This is a genomic window from Nocardia sp. NPDC050412, assembly GCF_044458825.1.
In the GTDB taxonomy this organism is placed as follows: Bacteria; Actinomycetota; Actinomycetes; order Mycobacteriales; family Mycobacteriaceae; genus Nocardia.
In genome coordinates, this window is record NZ_JBITIJ010000019.1 from 127,259 (window position 1) to 146,996 (window position 19,738).

21 protein-coding genes are annotated in these 19,738 nt (G+C 65.4%); 11 read left to right on the forward strand and 10 right to left on the reverse strand.

Going from position 1 to position 19,738, the window contains the following annotated elements:
- Positions 1–224: 224 nt before the first annotated feature.
- Positions 225–1,187, forward strand: a complete 963-nt coding sequence (locus ACIBI6_RS36110) for an acyl-ACP desaturase (RefSeq protein WP_364347040.1) — start codon at positions 225–227, stop codon at positions 1,185–1,187.
- Positions 1,188–1,309: 122 nt separating this feature from the next.
- Here ACIBI6_RS36110 and ACIBI6_RS36115 read toward each other — a convergent pair whose 3' ends face one another.
- Both ACIBI6_RS36115 and ACIBI6_RS36120 read right to left on the reverse strand, forming a co-directional pair.
- Positions 1,310–1,441 carry a hypothetical protein gene (locus tag ACIBI6_RS36115; protein ID WP_396959434.1) on the reverse strand — a complete coding sequence of 44 codons (132 nt, stop codon included), beginning with the start codon at positions 1,439–1,441 and terminating at the stop codon, positions 1,310–1,312.
- 2 nt (positions 1,442–1,443) lie between these two features.
- The gene (locus ACIBI6_RS36120) at positions 1,444–2,007 is read right to left on the reverse strand and encodes a hypothetical protein (protein WP_396959436.1); all 564 of its coding nucleotides are present in this window, start codon (positions 2,005–2,007) and stop codon (positions 1,444–1,446) included.
- Positions 2,008–2,243: 236 nt separating this feature from the next.
- Here ACIBI6_RS36120 and ACIBI6_RS36125 point away from each other — a divergent pair, with 236 nt between their 5' ends.
- The 4 genes from ACIBI6_RS36125 to phoU all read left to right on the forward strand — a co-directional run bounded on the left by ACIBI6_RS36125 (position 2,244) and on the right by phoU (position 7,996).
- Positions 2,244–3,110 (forward strand): SDR family oxidoreductase, encoded by an 867-nt coding sequence (locus ACIBI6_RS36125; RefSeq protein WP_364347034.1) that lies wholly within the window; start codon positions 2,244–2,246, stop codon positions 3,108–3,110.
- Between the two features lie 393 nt (positions 3,111–3,503).
- Positions 3,504–4,625 carry a tRNA dihydrouridine synthase DusB gene (dusB, locus tag ACIBI6_RS36130; RefSeq protein ID WP_364347361.1) on the forward strand — a complete coding sequence of 374 codons (1,122 nt, stop codon included), beginning with the start codon at positions 3,504–3,506 and terminating at the stop codon, positions 4,623–4,625.
- A gap of 222 nt (positions 4,626–4,847) precedes the next feature.
- Complete coding sequence (locus tag ACIBI6_RS36135; RefSeq protein ID WP_396959438.1) at positions 4,848–7,232, forward strand: LCP family protein; 2,385 nt, start codon at positions 4,848–4,850, stop codon at positions 7,230–7,232.
- Positions 7,233–7,333: 101 nt separating this feature from the next.
- Complete coding sequence (gene phoU / locus ACIBI6_RS36140; RefSeq protein WP_364347030.1) at positions 7,334–7,996, forward strand: phosphate signaling complex protein PhoU; 663 nt, start codon at positions 7,334–7,336, stop codon at positions 7,994–7,996.
- A 138-nt stretch (positions 7,997–8,134) separates the two neighbouring features.
- On the opposite strand, the gene pstB is transcribed toward phoU, so the two are convergent.
- The 6 genes from pstB to ACIBI6_RS36170 all read right to left on the reverse strand — a co-directional run bounded on the left by pstB (position 8,135) and on the right by ACIBI6_RS36170 (position 14,073).
- On the reverse strand, positions 8,135–8,911 hold the full coding sequence (pstB, locus tag ACIBI6_RS36145) for a phosphate ABC transporter ATP-binding protein PstB (protein ID WP_364347028.1): 777 nt from the start codon (positions 8,909–8,911) through the stop codon (positions 8,135–8,137).
- Between the two features lie 14 nt (positions 8,912–8,925).
- Complete coding sequence (gene pstA / locus ACIBI6_RS36150; RefSeq protein WP_364347026.1) at positions 8,926–9,831, reverse strand: phosphate ABC transporter permease PstA; 906 nt, start codon at positions 9,829–9,831, stop codon at positions 8,926–8,928.
- The gene (gene pstC / locus ACIBI6_RS36155; protein ID WP_396959441.1) at positions 9,831–10,805 is read right to left on the reverse strand and encodes a phosphate ABC transporter permease subunit PstC; all 975 of its coding nucleotides are present in this window, start codon (positions 10,803–10,805) and stop codon (positions 9,831–9,833) included. The genes pstA and pstC overlap by 1 nt, the downstream gene beginning before the upstream one ends.
- 91 nt (positions 10,806–10,896) lie before the next feature.
- Positions 10,897–12,009: a phosphate ABC transporter substrate-binding protein PstS gene (gene pstS / locus ACIBI6_RS36160; protein ID WP_364347022.1), complete on the reverse strand. Its 1,113-nt coding sequence runs from the start codon at positions 12,007–12,009 to the stop codon at positions 10,897–10,899.
- A gap of 248 nt (positions 12,010–12,257) precedes the next feature.
- On the reverse strand, positions 12,258–13,169 hold the full coding sequence (mshD, locus tag ACIBI6_RS36165; RefSeq protein WP_364347020.1) for a mycothiol synthase: 912 nt from the start codon (positions 13,167–13,169) through the stop codon (positions 12,258–12,260).
- 139 nt (positions 13,170–13,308) lie between these two features.
- Positions 13,309–14,073, reverse strand: a complete 765-nt coding sequence (locus ACIBI6_RS36170) for a response regulator transcription factor (RefSeq protein WP_364347018.1) — start codon at positions 14,071–14,073, stop codon at positions 13,309–13,311.
- 183 nt (positions 14,074–14,256) lie between these two features.
- Between ACIBI6_RS36170 and ACIBI6_RS36175 the strand changes: the two genes are divergently transcribed.
- From ACIBI6_RS36175 to ACIBI6_RS36200, 6 genes are all read left to right on the forward strand, one after another.
- Positions 14,257–15,063, forward strand: coding sequence for an LmeA family phospholipid-binding protein (locus tag ACIBI6_RS36175; RefSeq protein ID WP_364347016.1), 807 nt, complete (start codon positions 14,257–14,259; stop codon positions 15,061–15,063).
- Positions 15,060–15,500, forward strand: coding sequence for a thioredoxin family protein (locus ACIBI6_RS36180; protein ID WP_364347014.1), 441 nt, complete (start codon positions 15,060–15,062; stop codon positions 15,498–15,500). Before ACIBI6_RS36175 ends, ACIBI6_RS36180 begins: the two co-directional genes overlap by 4 nt.
- A 322-nt stretch (positions 15,501–15,822) precedes the next feature.
- Entirely contained in the window at positions 15,823–16,386 is a 564-nt protein-coding gene (locus tag ACIBI6_RS36185; protein ID WP_364347012.1) for a DUF4395 domain-containing protein, read from the forward strand.
- A 31-nt stretch (positions 16,387–16,417) separates the two neighbouring features.
- On the forward strand, positions 16,418–17,251 hold the full coding sequence (locus ACIBI6_RS36190; protein WP_364347010.1) for a sulfurtransferase: 834 nt from the start codon (positions 16,418–16,420) through the stop codon (positions 17,249–17,251).
- Positions 17,252–17,255: 4 nt separating this feature from the next.
- Positions 17,256–17,561, forward strand: a complete 306-nt coding sequence (locus ACIBI6_RS36195) for a DUF1416 domain-containing protein (protein ID WP_364347008.1) — start codon at positions 17,256–17,258, stop codon at positions 17,559–17,561.
- 183 nt (positions 17,562–17,744) lie between these two features.
- Complete coding sequence (locus ACIBI6_RS36200; protein ID WP_364347006.1) at positions 17,745–18,452, forward strand: FABP family protein; 708 nt, start codon at positions 17,745–17,747, stop codon at positions 18,450–18,452.
- On the opposite strand, the gene ACIBI6_RS36205 is transcribed toward ACIBI6_RS36200, so the two are convergent.
- Together ACIBI6_RS36205 and ACIBI6_RS36210 are read right to left on the reverse strand one after the other, a co-directional pair.
- The gene (locus ACIBI6_RS36205; protein WP_396959446.1) at positions 18,449–19,033 is read right to left on the reverse strand and encodes a Uma2 family endonuclease; all 585 of its coding nucleotides are present in this window, start codon (positions 19,031–19,033) and stop codon (positions 18,449–18,451) included. The two genes, ACIBI6_RS36200 and ACIBI6_RS36205, sit on opposite strands and share 4 nt — an antisense overlap.
- A 135-nt stretch (positions 19,034–19,168) precedes the next feature.
- Positions 19,169–19,549 carry a hypothetical protein gene (locus tag ACIBI6_RS36210; RefSeq protein WP_364347002.1) on the reverse strand — a complete coding sequence of 127 codons (381 nt, stop codon included), beginning with the start codon at positions 19,547–19,549 and terminating at the stop codon, positions 19,169–19,171.
- Positions 19,550–19,738: the final 189 nt, after the last annotated feature.

The window sequence follows — 19,738 nt, forward strand, 5'->3', positions numbered from 1 at the left end:
CGACTCTCGGCGCCTAGCGATAGACCCCTTGCTGCGGGCCGAGCCCCTACACTCGGTGTGGTTGTCGAACGCCGACGTCGGCATATGACCTCTATCACGAGGTCTTATTTGTCAGCCAGATGCGTTTCGCATCACACCTACGGTGCCGTAAGGTATGGCCGCATCGGCACACGGTCTACCCCGGGGAACTGACCAGCAAGAGCACACACATGAAGGGCTTGTATATGGCAAGGGATCTGACTCAACTCGAGCTGCTCACGGAGTTGGAGCCGGTTGCCGAAGAAAACGTCAACCGGCACCTCTCCCTGGCAAAGGAATGGCATCCGCACGACTATGTCCCGTGGGATGAGGGCCGCAACTTCGCGGCACTCGGCGGGGTCGACTGGGACCCTGAGCAGTCCCGACTGAACGAGGTCGCGAAGGCGGCCATGATCACGAATCTGCTCACCGAAGACAATCTGCCCTCCTACCACCGCGAGATCGCCGAGAACTTCTCGCAGGACGGCGCCTGGGGCACCTGGGTGGGCCGCTGGACCGCCGAGGAGAACCGCCACGGCATCGTCATGCGCGACTACCTCGTGGTGACCCGTGGCGTCGATCCCGTCGCGCTCGAAGAGGCGCGCATGGTCCACATGACCAATGGATTCGCTTCGCCGACCGAGGCCGATGCGGGCTTCCTGCACTCGGTCGCGTACGTGACCTTCCAAGAGCTGGCCACCCGGGTCAGCCACCGCAATACCGGCCGGGTCTGTGACGACCCGATCGCCGACCGCATGCTGCAGCGCGTCGCGGCCGACGAGAACCTGCACATGATCTTCTACCGCAACATGTGCGGCGCGGCCCTGGATCTGTCCCCCGACCAGGCGATCGAGGCGATCACGCTGATCCTGGAGAACTTCCAGATGCCCGGCGCCGGCATGCCCAACTTCCGCCGCAACGGGGTACTGATGGCCAAGCACGGCATCTACGACCTGCGCCAGCACCTCGAAGAGGTGGTGCAGCCTGTGCTCAAGAAGTGGAACATCTTCGAACGCACCGATTTCACCGCACGCGGCGACGCCGTGCGCGAACGGCTGGGACTGTTCCTGGAGAAGCTGAGCCAGGACGTCATCAAGTTCGAAGAGCAGCGCGACCGCATGCTCGCCCGCGAGGCGAAGAAGCGCGAGCTCGCCGGTATCGCTGGCTGATCTCGACCCCGCAAACCTGAGCGCGCCGCCGCCGGATTTCTCCGGCGGCGGCGCGTTTATGTTCGGCAACGCCGATCTCGGTGGCGAACTTATAGATTCAACCGTCGAAACTCCTCGCGGCGCTACTTCACCGGCAGTGCGCCGTCGACACCGCCCACATCGGTGATCTTCCAGTCCGAGCTCTTATCCAGCGTGACGTTGTAGGTCACTGTTGTCTGCGCGCCCTCCGGCCTCTGCGCATTCGTCGAACTCACATTTACGAACACATCGACTTTGTAGTACCGCCTTGCTCCGACATCACCTTTGCGGTAATCGGCGCGGCGGTGGAGGTCCACTTCAACGGAACCAGAATCTGTTCGAGCTCGGGCGCGGTCGCATCGAACTTATTCGCCAGTTGCGCAACGGTATTCGCCTTCAGCTCGGCCATCCATGACGGTATGTCCTGATAATTGACGGTGGCCGCGCCGACCGCGTATTCGGTGGCCACCTGCTCGGCCTTCTTATCCGCGGCTTCTCGATCTTTTCGATCGGCGAGATCACCGCGGGCCGAGACGAGAAAACCGCTCAGCACGGCGACCGCGATCACCAATGCGCCGATTACCGCGCCGCGGACGACGGTGGAGATGCGAATCGACACGGTTCCCGACTTCCGATCCGACGGCTGTCCGGACTTGTCGGCCTTCGTCTCGGACGCCTTCGTCTCGGCAGCCTTCGTCTCGGCAGCCTTCGTCTCGGCAGCCTTCGTCTCGGCAGCCTTATCCAGCTCCACGCCGGAGCCGTCGTGTCCGCCTGCTGCGGTGCCCTCGATCCGTTCCGTCATTCGCTCTCTCCGATGAGCCTGGTGGTCGCGGGTGATACCCGCGAGAAACAGGCTACTGAGGCCGTCTGAGAAGGTCGGAGTGCCCTCGGCGCTGGGGCGCCGAGCCGGGCAATCATCTCGGGCCCGATTCCGAATCCGCCGACGATCCGGGCGCGAACCTCAACACTGGTGGTATTGCCGCCGACGGCGCGCCGCGCTGACCGGCCATACTCACAGGACCGCAGGAGGCCGAGGAAATGTCCAGCACATCGAAGGGCGACGGGGCGCTCACCGGCAAGGTTGTCGCGATCACCGGAGGCGCGCGCGGCATCGGACGCGCGAGCGCCGAGGCATTTCTCGCGGCGGGGGCCGCGGTCGCGATCGGCGATATCGATGTCGAACTGGTGGCCAAGACGGCGGCGGAGTTGGGCGCGGACCCGGAGGCCAAGATCATCGGCCTACCGCTGAACGTCACGGACAAGGCTTCCTTCGCCGCCTTCCTCGACAGCGTGGACAAGGAACTCGGCCCGCTGGATGTGCTGGTCAACAATGCGGGCATCATGCCGACCGGATTATTCGCCGACGAGGACGAGGCGATGACCGAGCGGATCATCGATATCAACCTCAACGGCGTCATCCACGGATCGCGCCTGGCCGTCGGGCGATTCATGGACCGCGGCAGCGGACATCTCATCAATATCGCGTCTTTGGCTGGGACACAGGGCTTTCCAGGGCTGGCCACCTACTGTGCGACCAAGCACGCGGTGGTCGGGTTCACCTCGGCGCTGCATCTGGAGATGAAGGAGCACGGCATACATGTCGGCGCGGTGCTGCCCGGCATCGTGCGCACCGAATTGTCCGCCGGTGCCGATATGCCGGCTTGGATTACACCGCTGACCACGGTGGATCCGGAGGACGTCGCGCAGGCGATCGTGAAATCGGTACAGCAGGACAAACCACTGGTGACAGTGCCTCGCCGCCTCGCCGCCATCATCAAGTCAGCCCAACTGCTGCCCTACCGCGCCCAGCTGGGCGTCGCCAAATTAACCGGCGCCACAACGGCTTACGCCCATCCCGACGCGGCCGTACGCGAGATCTACCACCGCAGACTCCGCGACCAGTAATTCGAAAGCCTTACCGTGCTGCCGAATTCACGTTGACCGGGACCATGGTCGACCGTTGACGAATTCCGCAGTGCCACTGCGACTTTCCGCACGAGCGGGGACGCGAACGCGGCAGATGAGGTCCAGGATCCGGAGTACGACGCATACGTCCCAGCGCAAGCGTATGCGGCCGAGTTCGTAAACCGGTTGTCGAACCCGGAAGCGCGCGGCGGGGACGTCGCACATCGTCGCTTCGCAGCCTGGGATGGACGCGCCTTCGGGAAGCTGACCGGGCAGAGCACACAGGAAAAATCTTCCTACTTCCAAAACCGGAATCACGGCGAGGGCCGAACAGGGCGCAGTACCGCTGATGAGACACTGGTGGGCGTGACGATTACTGCTGAGGCCAAGAGCATGCTGCGGATCGGGCCGTATCCGGTCGATCCGGCGGTGGTGCTCGCGCCGATGGCGGGCATCACCAACCTGGCGTTTCGGAAGTTGTGCCGGGAGTTCGGTAGCTCCACCTCGATCTATGTGTGCGAGATGATCACCGCGCGGGCGGTGGTCGAGCGCAATGAGAAGACGCTGCACATGATGTCCTTCGACGCGGACGAGCATCCGCGCTCGATGCAGCTCTACGGTGTGGATCCCGCCACACTCGGCGAGGCCGTGCGGATCATTGTCGGCGAAGGCTGGGCCGATCACATCGACCTCAATCTCGGCTGCCCGGTGCCGAAGGTCACTCGACTGGGTGGCGGCGCGGCGCTGCCGTACAAGCGCGCACTGTTCAGCAAGATCGTCAAGGCGATGGTTTCCGGCGCCGAACCGGCCGGTGTTCCGGTGACAGTGAAGTTCCGCATCGGCATCGATGACAACCACCTCACCTACTTGGACGCCGGCCGCATCGCCGAGGCCGAGGGCGCCAAGGCCGTCGCATTGCACGCCCGCACCGCCGCACAGCGGTATTCGGGCCAGGCCGACTGGACGGCGATCGCCCGGCTCAAGGAGGCCGTCACGACGATCCCGGTGCTCGGCAACGGCGATATCTTCTCGGCGGCCGACGCGGTTCGGATGATGGACGAAACCGGTTGCGACGGAGTCGTTGTCGGGCGCGGCTGCCTCGGCCGCCCGTGGCTGTTCGCCGAATTGCAGGCGGCACTGCGGGGCGAGGCGCTGCCCGAGGCACCGAATCTCGGACGCGTCGGCGAGGTGCTGTACCGGCACGGCGCCCTGCTCGCCGAACACCTGGGCGAAGACAAGGCCATGCGCGATCTGCGCAAGCATATGGCCTGGTATCTGATGGGCTTCCCGGTCGGCGCGGACCTGCGCCGCTCGTTCGCCACCGTGTCGAGCCTCACCCAATTGCAGGACCTCATCGGCGAACTCGACCCGAAGGCGCCCTTCCCCCGTGACGCCGAGGGCCCGCGCGGGCGCCAGGGTTCGCCGGGCAAGGTGGCGCTACCGCACGGCTGGCTCGACGATCCCGATGATCCGGCCGTCCCCGCGGGTGCGGATCTGATGCACAGCGGCGGCTGATCGTTTCGAGCGACCCGCAGGCGACCTGTACGTGCATTCGCACTGTCATCCGATCGTCAGAAACCCTCCGACCAGCACACATCCAGATGTGCGACACAACCTCGGCTCGCCGATTTCGCACTGGGCTGGCTCGCCGTGGCGGAATCGTTATCATTGGCGGAATCGGTCATGCCGGTCGAAAGCGGCCGAAACGGCAGCGGAGACGAAAAGCGAGGTTCGTTGGTGGGTGACGATCGGCACGGGCAGTCGCCACGGCCCGGAGGTCGCGCCCCGTGGGAGCGCTATCCCACGGCGGATTACACCGAACGCGACGGTGCACGGTCCTCACGCAGAGCCCGACATAACGATCCTGATTCCGGCTCGGCACCGCTGACGGTTCAGGACCTGGTCCAGAAGGTCGACAACGAACGCAGCGGGCGCAGACGTCGGTCCACGCCACCGGACGCACCGCCCACGCATGCGAACCGGGCTGCCCCGCAGCCGCCCGAAGCCTCCGCACGCCAAGCCGACACCCCGCCGCGCAAATCGAGCGCTCCAGCGGCGCGCCAAGCGGACGCACCGCCCCGGACCTCCGCCATGCCTTCCGGACGTAACGGCGACGCGCCTCGCACCTCGGCCACGCCAGCCGGACGCAAAGCCGACGCACCGCGTACATCGGCCATGCCCACCGGACGCAACGACGGGGCACCTCGCACGTCGGGCAACCCGGCCGCCCGCAAAACCGACGCACCCCGCACCTCGAGCACCCCGGCCGCCCGCAAAACCGACGCACCCCGCACCTCGAGCACCCCAGCCGCCCGCAAAACCGACGCACCCCGTACGACTGCCACTCCAGCCGCCAAGGCCGACGCCACCCGCCGTTCGGCGGCCTCCGCGGTCGTCGACGACATCGCGGGCACCCCGACAACCGCACGCACCGGGAAACGCCGCGCATCGACAATTTCCGGGAAAGAACCCCCTGAAGTCGTCACCGACGTAATCCCCCCGGTCGAGGAAACCCCGCGCCCCAAGAAGCGCGCCATCGGCTGGCCGACCACCGATCCGGATGAGCCGACAACCGCAACCGCATCCACCCGCGTCGGCCTGTCCCGGCTCGCCGCGAGTAAACAACGCCGCAATAAGCGGCTGCAGGTTGCTGGACGCGCCAGCCTGACAATCTGTGCGGTGGTCGCCCTGCTGGTCACCGGCGGCGGCTGGAGCTATCTACGCTCGACCGCCAATGGCTTCACTCAGGTCTCCGCACTCGACGACCATCCCGAAGACGTCCTCGACTCCGGCGCCCAACTCGGCGACGAGAATTTCCTCCTCGTCGGCACCGACACTCGTGCGGGCGTCAACGGCCAGGTCGGCGCCGGCACCCTGGACGATGCCGAGGGCTCCCGCGCCGACACCGTCATGCTGGTGAACATCCCCAAGAACCGCTCGCGCGTCGTGGTGGTCTCGTTCCCCCGCGACCTCGATGTCAGCCGTCCGCAGTGCAACGGCTGGGACAACGACAAGGCCGAGTACACCAACGAGGTCTTCCCCGCGGCCATGGGCGACAAGCTCAATGCCGTGTACGCGCTCGCCGGACCGAAATGTCTGGTCAATGTGATCCGCAAGATGACGGGTCTGAGCATCGGACACTTCATCGGCATCGACTTCGCCGGATTCGAGGCAATGGTCGATCAGGTCGGCGGCGTCGATGTCTGTACACCGAAGCCGATCATCGATGGCATTCTCGGCACCGTGCTGGAGAATCCGGGCCACCAGCACATCAATGGTGAGACCGCACTCAACTATGTGCGCGCCAGGCACGTCTACGGCGAGGAACGCAGCGACTACGACCGGATCAACCGGCAGCAGCGCTTCCTGGCCTCGCTGCTGCGCGGTGCGCTGTCGAGCCGGGTGCTCTTCGATCCCGGCAAGTTGAACGGCTTCATCTCCGCGTTCACCAGCCACACCTTCGTCGACAAGGTGCAACCGACCGACCTGCTGACCCTGGGCCGCTCGCTGCAGAAGGTCGACGCGGGCGCGGTCACCTTCTTGACCATCCCGACCGCGGGCACCACCTCCTACGGCAACGAGATCCCGCGCGATTCGGATATCAAAGCGATCTTCCGCGCCGTCATCGATGACCAGCCGCTGCCCGGCGAGAAGAAGTCGACCCCGGCCCCCGGTTCGATCCCGTCGTCCCAGCCGGCGCCACCGAAGCTGACCGCGGTCGATCCGAGTTCGGTATCGCTGCTGGTCTCCAATGGTTCGGACACACCCGGCGCGGCCAACAAGGCGGCGACCAAGCTCGGCAATCAGGGCTTCCAGATCTACAACACAGGCAATTACTCGGGCGGGAATACCGAGGTCGCCACCAAGGTGCGCTTCGCGCCCGGCCATGAGGCCGAGGCGGCCACGGTGGCTAGTTCGCTGCCCGGAGCGTCGATGGAGCAGTCGAACAGTCTCGGTGGCATCATCGAGGTCGTGATCGGTGCCGATAACCCGACCATTCGCACTCCCACACCGGTCGGCGATTCGATCTCGAACGTCTCGGTCACCGTGGCGAGTGCGGAACCGGTCACACTGCCCTCGGACCTGGAGCACGTCAACGCCGCGGACGAAACCTGCAAGTAGGGAAGGCCGTGAGCTGGGGCAACGTTCTCGCTAACGTTCGGCACCGCCCATTAACCCAGTGTTGGTGACTAGGTCAGCACCTGGCACTAATGTCTCTTTTCATGCGTGTCATCTACAACGAGCAAATGGCCGACCTTGCCCACCTGCTGGGCGAGATGGCCGGTCTGGCGGGTTCGGCGATGGAACGGGCCACCCAGTCTCTGCTCCAGGCCGATCTCACTCTGGCTGAAGCGGTGATCGGCGAGGGCGACCGGATCGCCGAAATGATCACCGATGCCGAGGAGAAGGCGTTTGCCCTGCTTGCGCTGCAGGCGCCGGTGGCGGGCGACCTGCGGCAGGTGGTGAGCGCGATCCAGATCGTCCAGGACGTCAACCGGATGGGCGCGCTGGCGCTGCACGTGGCCAAGGTGACCCGGCGGCGCCACCCCAACCACGCGCTACCCGAGGCGGTGAATGGCTACTTCGCGGAAATGGGCCGAGTAGCGGTGAATATGGGTGCCGGCGCCAGGGAGGTGCTCGAGTCCCGCGATCCGGAGCGCGCCGCGCAGCTCAACGATGACGACGAGGCAATGGACGATCTGCACCGTCACCTGTTCACGTTGCTGATGGATCGCGACTGGAAGTACGGCGTCGCCGCGGCCGTCGATGTCACGCTGCTCGGCCGCTACTACGAGCGCTTCGCCGACCATGCCGTGGAGATCGGCCGCCGGGTGATCTTCCTGGTAACCGGTGAGCTGCCGCCGGATCCCGACGTCGAGCTGTAGTCGAGTTACCCTGCCGGACAACGAAACACGGCACGCACCGGCGCGCCGGGGCTCGGTCACGCGCCCCGGCGGCCACGAATAGCGGTGTCCGACATAGCAAAAGGCCCGCACCTTAGTGCGGGCCTTTTGGTTTGCCGCTTATCCGAAGCGACCGGAGATGTAGTCCTCCGTCGCCTTCTGCCCCGGGTTGGAGAAGATCTTCTCGGTATCGTCGATCTCGATCAGCTTGCCCGGCTTGCCCTGCGCCTCCAGGTTGAAGAAGCCGGTCTGGTCACTCACGCGCGCGGCCTGCTGCATATTGTGCGTGACGATGACGATGGTGAATTCCTTCTTCAGCTCGGTGATCAGGTCCTCGATCGCCAAGGTGGAGATCGGGTCCAGTGCCGAACACGGCTCGTCCATCAGCAGCACATCCGGCGATACCGCGATGGCGCGCGCGATGCACAGACGCTGCTGCTGACCGCCGGAGAGGCCACCGCCCGGCTTGTCCAGCCGGTCTTTGACCTCGTTCCACAGGTTGGCGCCGCGCAACGAACGCTCGGCGACCTCGTCGAGCTCCTTCTTGTTGCGCACACCCTGCAGCTTCAGTCCGGCCACCACATTGTCGCGAATCGACATGGTGGGGAACGGATTCGGACGCTGGAACACCATGCCGATGGTGCGGCGCACGCCGACCGGATCGACGGTGGAGCCGTAGATGTCCTCGCCGTCCAGCAGCACCGCGCCATCGACGCGGGCACTCGGGGTCACCTCGTGCATCCGGTTGAGCGAACGCAGCACGGTGGACTTACCGCAACCCGACGGGCCGATGAAGGCGGTCACGCTGCGCGGCAGTACCGACAGCTTGACATCGGCAACCGCATGGAATTTGCCGTAGTAGATATTCAGGTCTTTGACATCGATCCGCTTGGCCATTTTTCCGTTCGCTTCTATCGGTTCCGCGTGAGCAGCTTGTTGACGACCGCGGCCGCCGCGTACAGCAGGGCGATCAGCAGGATCAGTGTCAATGCCGCGCCCCACACCCGGGCTCGGCCGGCCGGTTCCGGGTTCGCCAACTCCTGGTAGATCAGCAGCGGCAACGACGCCATATTGCCGTCGAACAGGTTGGTATTGATCGACTTGCTGTAGCCGACAAGCACCAGCACCGGCGCGGTCTCACCCATGACCCGGGCGAGCGAGAGCAGGATGCCGCTGATCATGCCGGGCGCCGCGGTCGGCACCACGATCCGAACGATGGTCTTCCACTTGGGAATTCCGAGCGCGTAGGACGCCTCGCGCAGCTCGTCGGGAACCAGTTTCAGCATTTCCTCGGTGCTGCGAATCACCACCGGGAGCATGAGCAGAACCAGCGCCAGCGATACCGCAAGCGAACTCTGTGGGAAGCCCATGGTCGCGATCCAGAGCGCGAAGATGAACAGCGCCGCGACGATCGACGGGACACCAGCGAGGATGTCGACCATGAAGGTGGTGACCTTGGCCAGCACGCCACGCCCGTATTCGACCAGGTACACCGCGGCCATGATGCCCAGCGGCACCGCGAGGACGGCGGCGACGAGAGTCTGCACGATCGTGCCGTAGATCGCGTGGTACACACCGCCACCGGACTGGTCCGGCAGGATGCCCTTCTGCGATTTCTGCCACCAGTCCGGCGAGACGACGGACTCGAGGCCCTTCGACACCACCATGAACAGCACCCAGATCAGTGGCACGAGCGCGATGGCGAAGCACGCCCAGACCACTCCGGTCGCGAGGCTGTTCTTGACTCGGCGGGCCGTGCTCACATGCCGGAAAGTGGGCGCCTTGACCGGCTTGTCGAAAGTCGTCGTGGTGGTCATTACCCGTTCACCCTTCCACCGGATACGAGCCGCGCCAGCGCGTTGACGATGAAGGTCAGCGCGAACAGCACGAAGCCGGCCGCGATGTAGGCGCCGGTCGGCAGCGGCTGACTGAATTCCGAAGCGGCGGCGGCGATTTTGGAGGCGAAGGTGTAGCCGCCGTCGAACAGCGACCAGTGACCGGCCTGTGCCGAGGTGCGCAGGATGACCAATACCGCGATCGTCTCACCGAGCGCGCGGCCCAGGCCGAGCATGGAACCGGCGATCACACCGCTGCGGCCGTATGGCAGCACCGTCATCCGGACCATCTCCCATTTGGTCGCGCCGAGTGCCTGCGCGGCCTCGATATGCGAGACGGGCGTCAGGTTGAAGACCTCGCGGGAAACCGAGGTGATGATCGGCAGAATCATCACCGCCAGCACCACGCCCGCGGTGAAGATCGTGCCGCCGCCGGCGATCGACACATTGCCGTCGGAAAACAGAAAGAACCAGCCGAGCTTGTCGTTCAAGAAGGTCTCGACCGGTTCGATCCGCGGCGCGAGTACCAGGAAGCCCCAGAGACCGAACACGATCGACGGCACCGCCGCGAGCAGATCGACGAGCATCGCGAAGGGACGCGCCATCGACTTCGGCGAATAGTGGGTCAGGAACAGTGCGATGCCCACACCGATGGGCACCGCGATCACCAGCGCGAGTATCGAGCTCAGCACCGTGACCATGAGCAGGTCCCGGATGCCGAAGCGCAGGTGATCGGCACTGGTGGTGTTGAACTCGCTACTGGTGAAGAAGTTCGCCTCGTTCGCCATGATCGAGGGCCACGCACGGATCAGCAGGAATAGCGCGATCAGTGCGATGGCCGCAACGACCGTCGCACCGGCCGCGGTGGCAAGCGACCGGAAGATGACCTCGGCCCGCTGGTTGTGGCCGGGGCGGGCCTTCGGTGAGGCCGGTTCGGTGCTCGGTTCACTCGACATAGGGGCAGTATCTCCAGCCGCCCGCGGGCCAGTCGAGTCCGACTGGCCCGCGGCGGTCACCTCAGGGTGCACGGTCATGGCGTGGCAGCTATCAGGAAATGGCGTTGATCGCGGTGGTCAGCTTGGTCTTGAACTTGTCCGGGATCGCGACGTAGCCCGCGGTGTCCAGACCCTTCTGGCCATTGTTGACGGCCGAAGTCAGGAATGCCTTGACCGCCTTGGCGGTATCGGCGTCGGCGTACTTCGAGCAGACGATCTCGTAGGTCGGCAGGATGATCGGGTATGCGCCGGCCGCGGTGGGCTTGTAGAACGACGAGGTGTCGAGCACCAGGTCGTTGCCCTCACCCTTGATCTTCACGCTGTCGACGGCCTTGGCCGCGGACTCCGGGGTCAGCTTGACCGGGTCCTTGGAGGCCGACGTAACGACCTGCGCGATGGACAGGTTCTGCGCCTTGGCGAAGGACCACTCGTTGTAGGTGATCGAGTTCTTGGTGCTCTTGATGGCGGCCGAGGTGCCCTCGTTGCCCTTGGCACCCTCACCGACACCGCCGTTGAAGGTCTTGCCCGCGCCCTTGCCCCACGCGCCGTCGGCGGCGGCGTCGAGGTAGAGCTGGAAGTTGTCGGTGGTGCCCGACTCATCGCTGCGGAAGATCACCGAGATCTTGTCCGAGGGCAGCTTGGCGCTCGGGTTCAGCGCCTTGATCTCCGGGGCATCCCAGGTGGCGATGGTGCCGTTGAACACCTTGGCAGCGGTCGGGCCGTCGAGCACCAGATCGCTCACGCCGTCGATGTTGTAGGTGATGGCGATCGGGCCGAAGACGGTCGGCAGATTCCATGCCGGGGCGCCGCAGCGCTCCTGTGCCTTGGCGGGTTCACCCTTCTTGTCGCTCAGCGGCGAGTCCGAACCGGCGAAATCGGTCTGGCCGCCGAGGAATTCGTTGACGCCGGCGCCGGAACCACTGGAGGTGTAGTTCAGCGTAGAGCCGCTGCAGTTGGCCTCGTAGGCGGCGACGAAGCGGTCCATGGCGTTCTTCTGGGCCGAGGAACCACTGGCCTTGAGGGCCTTCTTACCGCCACAGGCGACATCGACCTTGGCAGCGGAATCGCCGGTGGCAGAGGTGTTGTCGTCACTGCCACAGGCGGCCAGGGGCATGGCGACGGCGGCCAGCACACCGATCAGGGCGCTGCTGCGCTTGAAGTTCACTTGTTCCTCCGGGAATCGCGTTCGACACGCCCGGTCCCTCACCGGCCCGGGCGGGTTTCGTGGTGCCGTTCGCGGGGAACTTGCGCACCAGGCGGCAACGGTGCCGCCCTTATGTAACGTAAGGTCGCTCGGTTGACATTTGGACCAGGCTGGGTGAACGGAGGGTGAACAGCCCGGCGCGATTGCTCCCGTTATGTGTGACATTTGCCCCAGTGTTACTCGAGCAACCCCGGCGGTCCGCTTGCTATTCAGTCAGCGGCCGAATACGCGACATCGACATGTGACCGTTCGAAGCCGAGTCGCGTGTAGGTGCGCACGGCCGCGGTGTTGTCGGCCTCGGTGTAGAGCAGAACCTCCGGCAGGCCACGTTCGCGCAGGTAGCGCAGGCCCGCGAGGGTCAGCAGGCGGCCGAGTCCCCGCCCCTGCGCGGCCGAATCAATGCCGACCACGTAGACCTCGCCGACCGGTGGGTTGTTCTCGTAATGCACCTTGGTCCAGTGGAATCCGAGTATGCGGTCCGGATCGGCCGGATCCACAGCGATGAACAGCCCCTTCGGGTCGAACCAGGACTCCTCGTGCCGAACCGTGATATCGCGCTGGGTCCAGCCGCCCTGTTCCGGATGCCAGGCGAAGGCGACGTTATTGACACGCAACAGTTCGGCATCGTCGGCGGTGCCTTCGTAGGTCCGCAGCACGATACCTTCCGGAACGACCAACTCCGGTAGCTCCGGCGTTGCCAGCGCCCGCCGCATCTGCCACAACTCCCGTGCGACGCGCAGTCCGAGTCGGGTTGCGAGCGCCTGCGCGGCAGGCTTATTTCCGTGTGCCCACACCCGAGCACCCGATCCGCCCTTCGCCAGTGCGGCCGAGACCAATTCCGCACCGATACCGTGGCCGCGAGCAGCGGGATCGACGGCAACCTCCGCCATTGCGGGGTGTTCGCCATGTGCGGGAACGAGATTCGCGTATCCGGCTACGACACCGTCACGCACCGCGACCAGATGTTCGGCTGCGGAATCGGTCGCGGACAGCGCGAGTACGGCCTGCTCGGACACCGGTGCGACACCGTCCGCCGCGCCGGCTCGCTCGAGCAGTGCACGCACCGCCCGCGCCGGCTCGGCATCGAGGCCCGCGCTCCAGCGCAGCGTTGTCTCACCCATGAGCGTCTCCCTCGTCGATCCCATCACCGCGACGAACGCGCGAATCCCGCGCGCCATTCCTTCGGATCAAGATCAGGTGGATCCGGCGGCGGCTTCTCGGGCTCGAATGCCGCCATGGATTCCACTCGATCCCGAGCTGCTACGGCACGGAACCGTTGACGGTGACAGGCGGGGAGTCGTCGGTGCCCTCGGCCGATTCGTCCTCGTGGAACGTGACGTGATCGCCCTTGGTGGTGCGCGCGGGTCGGACGGCCTTGTAGCCGACATTGCGGACGGTGCCGATCAGCGATTCGTACTCGCTGCCGAGCTTGGCGCGCAGGCGTCGCACGTGCACGTCGACGGTGCGGGTGCCACCGAAGAAGTCGTAGCCCCAGACCTCCTGCAGCAGCTGGGCCCGGGTGAAGACCCGGCCCGCGTGCTGTGCGAGGTATTTGAGAAGTTCGAATTCCTTGTAGGTGAGATCCAGCGGGCGACCGCGCAGCCGGGCGGTATAGGTGCCCTCATCGATCACCAATTCACCGAGGGTGATCTTGCCGGTGTTCTCCGGGCTCGCGACACCGCCGTTGCGGCCGACCAGCAGGCGCAGCCGGGCGTCCAGTTCGGCCGGTCCGGTACCGGGCAGCAGAATGTCGTCCAGGCCCCAGTCGGCATTGACCGCGACCAGTCCGCCCTCGGTCAGCACGGCGACCACCGGCACCGACGAGCCGGTGCTGCCGAGTAGTCGGCACAGGCCGCGGGCCGCGGCCAGGTCGGTGCGCGCATCGACGAGCGCGACATCCGCGGTCCCCGCCTCGAGCAGGGACGCCACCTCGGTCGGCGCCGGGCGCACATTGTGCGCCAGCAGCGACAGTGCGGGCAGTACCGACTCAGGGTTGGGGTCGGAGGTCAGCAGGAGCAGCTCCACAAGCCCTCCTCCCATCTAGTAGCTCCGGACAACAGCCACACCGCCGGGGCCACGTCGCTGATCACAGGTAATCGGATGCAAGATTAGCGCGTGAACACCGATGACCTCGCCATCCGGGGTTAGTGTGGCACCTCGACAGAGACGTGCGATACCCGAAACGCACCGCCAAGTAGTGTTGCCCGCATGCGCAAGCTGATCATCGGGCTGCTGTGCCTCGCGGCACTGGCGGTAGTCATCGATTTCGGCGCCGCCGCCTACTCCGAGTACCGCGTGTCGCGTGCCCTGCGTGTTGGCGCCGACCTCACCGCGGATCCCGACGTGGTCATCTTTGGGTTCCCCTTTCTCACCCAGGCGCTCGACGGCCGCTACCAGACCGTCGATATCCGCGCGCGCGTCATGCGACCCGATATCCCCGGCGAAATCTCGATCGGCGCGACGTTGACCGGAGCCCACCTTTCCATCGGCGACCTCACCGACGGGAACGTGCGCGCGGTTCCGGTGGATCGGGTCGAGGGGCAGATGCGGCTCGAGCCGACCGAACTCGGCAAGCTGTTCAAAATCCCTGACCTGCAAGTACATTCAGCCCCGGGGAATAAATCCGACGGAACGGGCGGATCGGGCGGGTCCGGTATGACCACCGGCGGGCAACTCCTGCTCACCGGCACCATGCCCGGCAGGGCGCCGAGCAAGCCGGGCGCACAGCTCGGCGGTGACAATGTGAGTGTGACGGCAGATCTCGTGGTCGACGGCGATCAGGTCAAGATCATCGCGACCAGCATCTACCGTGGTACGGGTGATGCAACGACGACCGCGGTCGTCACCGATACCGAGCGCCCCAAGGTGCTCGAGCAGTTCACCCGGACAATCGATACGAACGAACTGCCGTTCGGGCTGCGGCCGACGAAGGTCTCGGCACAGGGCGGCCAGATCGTCATCGACGCCAAGGCCGAGAACGTGACCATCGACCTGGACAGATTGCGGCGACCATGATTGAAATCACAATCCTGCTGGTGGTGCTGCTCGCCACGGTGGCGGTCGGGGTGGTGCTGCAGCGCCGCAACGGCACGCTGCGCGCGAGCGGCACCGAGACTCAGGACGAGTCGGCGCGCACCGATCTGCTGGCATCGGTCGGCGCCGACAACTCGGGCCCGGCGGTGCTGCACTTCTCTGCCGACTGGTGCGGACCGTGCGCCGCGGTGCGCCGGGTCGTCGCCGGAGTGACCGAGGAATTGTCCGGATCGCCGCGCCCGCCGCTGGATATCGAGGTCGATATCGATGCCGAGCCCGCGCTGGCCAAGGAACTGAACGTGCTCTCGCTGCCGACCACCTTCGTCTTCGATATCGAAGGGCGGGAACGATTCCGTATCTCCGGCGTTCCCAAGTCCGCGGACCTGCGCACCGCGCTCGAGCCGCTGACTGTGGGGTAACTCTTCCGGTGGATCGCCGCTGACGGTGGAAAAACAGGGCGTGACAAGGGTTCATAGCAACTGTGACGTACCCCGGGTCCAATTCTCCGGCAGAACCAGGTAAACTCCTCTGCGTGCAAGCCAACCACGAGCTGATGCTCACCCGACGCCGCACAGTTGACCTGTGTCGCCTCGGTGGTTGTTGCTGCCTGTGTGGCTGAGCGGTCGGCTCCCTCAGAATTCCTGATGCCGACCTGCGTCCGTCGTGCGAGTGATCTCTGGATCCCCCGGCGAACTGGCATTTTTCCCGCCAACAGCGAAATTCAGCGCAGGAGTACGCACAATGTCCACAAATTCCCGAAACACAACCGTTGAGACCGGAATTCCCGCCGTCGTAGATGTGCGCGGTCCACGCTTCGCCGCGTGGGTCACCACCGGCGTGCTCGTTCTTGTCGTGCTCGCCGCAGCAGTTTCGACACCGGTCGCCGCAGTGCTCATCGCCGCCCAGGCGGTGGTGTTCGCGATCGGCGCGGCCTACGGTCCGCGTCGGCATCCCTACGGCCGGATCTTCGCCGCGTTCGTCGCGCCGCGCCTCGGTCCGACCCTCGAAACCGAACCCGTGGCCCCGCTGCGGTTCGCCCAACTACTCGGCCTGGTCTTCAGTGCCGTCAGCCTGCTGGGTTTCCTGGTCGGCTCTACCGTCGTCGGCGCGGTGTTCGCCGGCTTCGCCCTGTTCGCGGCGTTCTTGAACGCGGCGTTCGGGATCTGCCTGGGTTGCCAGATCTATCCGCTGGTAGCCCGACTCCGCCGGGCAGGGCCGATGGGCGGTGTTCGCGGGCCCTCCGTGGTCACGCAAGCTACCGCCTCCGGGCCTGACACGAACACCGCTGGGTCCCCGGCGAACTGACACTGCAAGTCACCACCCCGAAAGGAACAACATGGCTCGCTCCGATGTCCTGGTCTCCGTTGACTGGGCCGAAGAGAACCTCAACGCCCCCGGCGTCGTCTTCGTCGAGGTCGATGAGGACACCTCCGCCTACGACGGCGGCCACATCGAGGGTGCCGTTCGGCTCGACTGGAAGAAGGACCTGCAGGATCAGGTTCGTCGGGACTTCGTGAACCAGGAGCAGTTCTCCGATCTGCTCTCGGCGCGCGGCATCTCGAACGACGACGAGGTCGTGCTCTACGGCGGCAACAACAACTGGTTCGCCGCGTACGCCTACTGGTACTTCAAGCTGTACGGCCACAACAACGTCAAGCTGCTCGACGGCGGCCGCAAGAAGTGGGAGCTCGACGGTCGTCCGCTGTCCCGCGACGCCGTGAACCGCCCGGCCACCCAGTACAAGGCCGCCGCCCCCGACCTGACCATCCGCGCATTCCGCGACGAGGTCATCGCCGCCATCGGCGCCAAGAACCTGGTCGACGTGCGCTCCCCTGACGAGTTCTCCGGCAAGATCCTGGCTCCGGCCCATCTGCCGCAGGAGCAGAGCCAGCGCCCCGGCCATATCCCCGGCGCCATCAACGTGCCGTGGAGCAAGGCCGCGAACGAGGACGGCACCTTCAAGTCCGATGCCGAGCTGACCGAGATCTACGGCGAGGCCGGACTGGACGGATCCAAGGACACCATCGCCTACTGCCGCATCGGTGAGCGTTCCTCGCACACCTGGTTCGTGCTGCAGGAGCTGCTGGGCCACCAGAATGTCAAGAACTACGACGGCAGCTGGACCGAATACGGCTCGCTCGTCGGTGCACCGATCGAATTGGGAGAGTAATCACATGTGCGCAGCGCCTACCCAGGGACAGGCCATTCCGGCCGGAGTCGATGTCGAGAAGGAAACGGTCATCACCGGCCGTGTTCTGAGCACCGACGGCCAGCCCGTCGGCGGCGCGTTCGTGCGCCTGCTCGACGGCAACGGTGACTTCACCGCCGAGGTCGTGGCCTCGGGCACCGGTGATTTCCGCTTCTTCGCGGCGCCGGGAGCGTGGACCGTGCGGGCGTTGTCCGCCTCGGGCAACGGCTCGGCCGAGGTTCGTCCGGAGGGTGCCGGCATCCACGCCGTGGATGTGGCAGTCGCCAAGTAAGTAATTGCGCCGACGGCCCCGTCGTTTCCCGGTAACTGGGAAGCAACGGGGCCGTTGTGCTGGGCCGGACGTAACTCGTTAGACTCCAGTTGTGGTCCTCTTCTTCGAGATTCTGCTGGTGGCCGTGGCCGTTCTGATCGGCTGGTTCGGCCTGTACGTCTTCTACCGGTTGTTCACCGAATCATGAGTGAACTCGCGAGCGAAGGTTCCAACCCGGCCGAGCGAGCGAGTGAACAACTGAACGGCAACGGCCCGGCCGAGTCGGCCCCGCGCCGCAGTGGCGACGAGGCCGTGGCCGAGGCGGCCGAACGGGCGAAATGGACTGGTGCGCGCAATATTCCGGTGCTACCGGATCTGCCGCTGCCCGAGGACACCGCGAATCTGCGGCTCGGTCCGGATCTGAGTTCATCGATGCTTGCGCTGCTGCCGATGGTCGGTGTGTGGCGCGGTGAGGGTGAAGGCAACGATCCTGCTCGCGGCGACTACCGCTTCGGCCAGCAGATCATCGTCTCTCACGACGGTGGCGATTACCTGGCCTGGGACTCGCGTTCCTGGGTCATCGCATCCGACGGCTCCTACGGCGGCCCCGACCTGCGCGAGAGCGGCTTCTGGCGGGTCGGCATCGACGGTGATGACGAGGTCATCGAACTGCTGCTGACCCACAGCACCGGCATCGTCGAACTCTTCTACGGCACCGCGCTGACCCAATCCTCCTGGGAATTGGCCACCGATGTCGTCATCCGCAGCCAATCCGGCATCGTCGTCGGCGGAGCCAAACGGTTGTACGGCATCGTCGAAGGTGGTGACCTGGCCTACGTCGAGGAGCGCGTCGTGGCCGACGGTCCCCTCGAACCCCGCCTGTCGGCCCGTTTGCAGCGCTACATCGGTTAGCCGCGCTGCCCGATCGACGTCAGGTCGATGTCGATCGGGAACGGGACGCTGATTTTCAGGCGGTCGTGGAATATGCCGACCAGACCGTAAGTCGCTGTGGCGGGGTCGAGTTCGTAGACATAGACAGCGACATCTGCGGCTTGCCGCTCGATCCGCCAGTAACGCGGAACCCCCGCCTTGGCGTATTTGCCCGGCTTGGTCTCACGGTCGCGCTCCTCGGAGTCCGGGGACACAGCCGCCACCGCAAGCACAAGATCCTCGGCGAAGTAGTAGTTCGATGGGTTCTCACGTCGATACGCCTCCGCGGTAACAACGAGGACGTCCGGCTCCGGCATCTGACGGTTACCGAGGCGCACCGCCATCTCTCGATCAGCCCGCAGGTGCGACGGTGCCTGTAGGTCCAGTTCCCGGTGGAAAAGTGAGACGACTCGACTGTGCCACTTTTCCTGCGGACTCGCGAAGACCAGACCCCCATCGATCAACTCGGTGTGCTTGGGAAGGCCGCGCAACGCCAAGAAGTTCTCGACCGTAAATCCACCGGCAGGCGGGATCATCCAGTCGGGCAACGGCTCAACGGTCATCGCCTCACCATAGCGCCTATCGGGGTGGAACTTCACCGGCACGCAACTGCCCCGATCCGCTGTGATGCACGCGCTCCCGTGTCGGCTCACACCGGCTGTACAGGGTGCCCGGCAGGGCCAGTGTGTGCGGTCGAATCAGGTTGGGTGCCAGGTGACGAGGAGTTCGTCGGCGAGGGTTTCGATAGCGAGTTTGGCGCCGTTCACTTCGAGGACGGCGGCGCGGAGGCGGTCGTCGTGCAGGCGGGATTCGGAGACGCCGGCGATGTGGGAGCCGATCAGGTGTGAGTACGGGGATTCGGAGCCGACGTCGAAGGCGGTGTATTTGCCGGATTCGGCGACGTATTCGATGTATTCGGGTTCGGTGAGACCGGCGAACGGGTCGCGCCACGGGGTCGATGCGACAAGGAGTTCCTCGCCGTCGGTGCCGGCATCCAGCAGCAGCACCGAACCGTCATCGAAGGTCAATTCGATGGGGCCTTCGGTGCGGTCCACATCACTGCCCTGTACGTAGAACATGCGGCGAACCGCCCTGATGCGGCGTCCAACCACTGCCGCAAGACCCTCCGATGGCATCGGCTACCCCTCGTGTCGAACCCGGTCGCCGGACTCTACCGTCCGAGGGAATTGTGCCGAAAAAGGAACGACCCCCGAGCCGTACCCTGCCGGCGGTGAAGCCTGCATGGGTCCCGGTCGGACTAGACCGGT

What these genes read in the sequence shown, in the direction of transcription:
- ACIBI6_RS36110 (WP_364347040.1), top strand. Translation starts at nt 225, where the DNA reads ATGGCAAGGGATCTGACTCAACTCGAGCTGCTCACGGAGTTGGAGCCG.
- ACIBI6_RS36120 (WP_396959436.1), bottom strand. Translation starts at nt 2,007, where the DNA reads ATGACGGAACGGATCGAGGGCACCGCAGCAGGCGGACACGACGGCTCC.
- ACIBI6_RS36125 (WP_364347034.1), top strand. Translation starts at nt 2,244, where the DNA reads ATGTCCAGCACATCGAAGGGCGACGGGGCGCTCACCGGCAAGGTTGTC.
- dusB (WP_364347361.1), top strand. Translation starts at nt 3,504, where the DNA reads ATGCTGCGGATCGGGCCGTATCCGGTCGATCCGGCGGTGGTGCTCGCG.
- phoU (WP_364347030.1), top strand. Translation starts at nt 7,334, where the DNA reads ATGCGTGTCATCTACAACGAGCAAATGGCCGACCTTGCCCACCTGCTG.
- pstB (WP_364347028.1), bottom strand. Translation starts at nt 8,911, where the DNA reads ATGGCCAAGCGGATCGATGTCAAAGACCTGAATATCTACTACGGCAAA.
- pstA (WP_364347026.1), bottom strand. Translation starts at nt 9,831, where the DNA reads ATGACCACCACGACGACTTTCGACAAGCCGGTCAAGGCGCCCACTTTC.
- pstC (WP_396959441.1), bottom strand. Translation starts at nt 10,805, where the DNA reads ATGTCGAGTGAACCGAGCACCGAACCGGCCTCACCGAAGGCCCGCCCC.
- mshD (WP_364347020.1), bottom strand. Translation starts at nt 13,169, where the DNA reads ATGGGTGAGACAACGCTGCGCTGGAGCGCGGGCCTCGATGCCGAGCCG.
- ACIBI6_RS36175 (WP_364347016.1), top strand. Translation starts at nt 14,257, where the DNA reads ATGCGCAAGCTGATCATCGGGCTGCTGTGCCTCGCGGCACTGGCGGTA.
- ACIBI6_RS36180 (WP_364347014.1), top strand. Translation starts at nt 15,060, where the DNA reads ATGATTGAAATCACAATCCTGCTGGTGGTGCTGCTCGCCACGGTGGCG.
- ACIBI6_RS36185 (WP_364347012.1), top strand. Translation starts at nt 15,823, where the DNA reads ATGTCCACAAATTCCCGAAACACAACCGTTGAGACCGGAATTCCCGCC.
- ACIBI6_RS36190 (WP_364347010.1), top strand. Translation starts at nt 16,418, where the DNA reads ATGGCTCGCTCCGATGTCCTGGTCTCCGTTGACTGGGCCGAAGAGAAC.
- ACIBI6_RS36195 (WP_364347008.1), top strand. Translation starts at nt 17,256, where the DNA reads ATGTGCGCAGCGCCTACCCAGGGACAGGCCATTCCGGCCGGAGTCGAT.
- ACIBI6_RS36200 (WP_364347006.1), top strand. Translation starts at nt 17,745, where the DNA reads ATGAGTGAACTCGCGAGCGAAGGTTCCAACCCGGCCGAGCGAGCGAGT.
- ACIBI6_RS36205 (WP_396959446.1), bottom strand. Translation starts at nt 19,033, where the DNA reads ATGACCGTTGAGCCGTTGCCCGACTGGATGATCCCGCCTGCCGGTGGA.
- ACIBI6_RS36210 (WP_364347002.1), bottom strand. Translation starts at nt 19,549, where the DNA reads ATGTTCTACGTACAGGGCAGTGATGTGGACCGCACCGAAGGCCCCATC.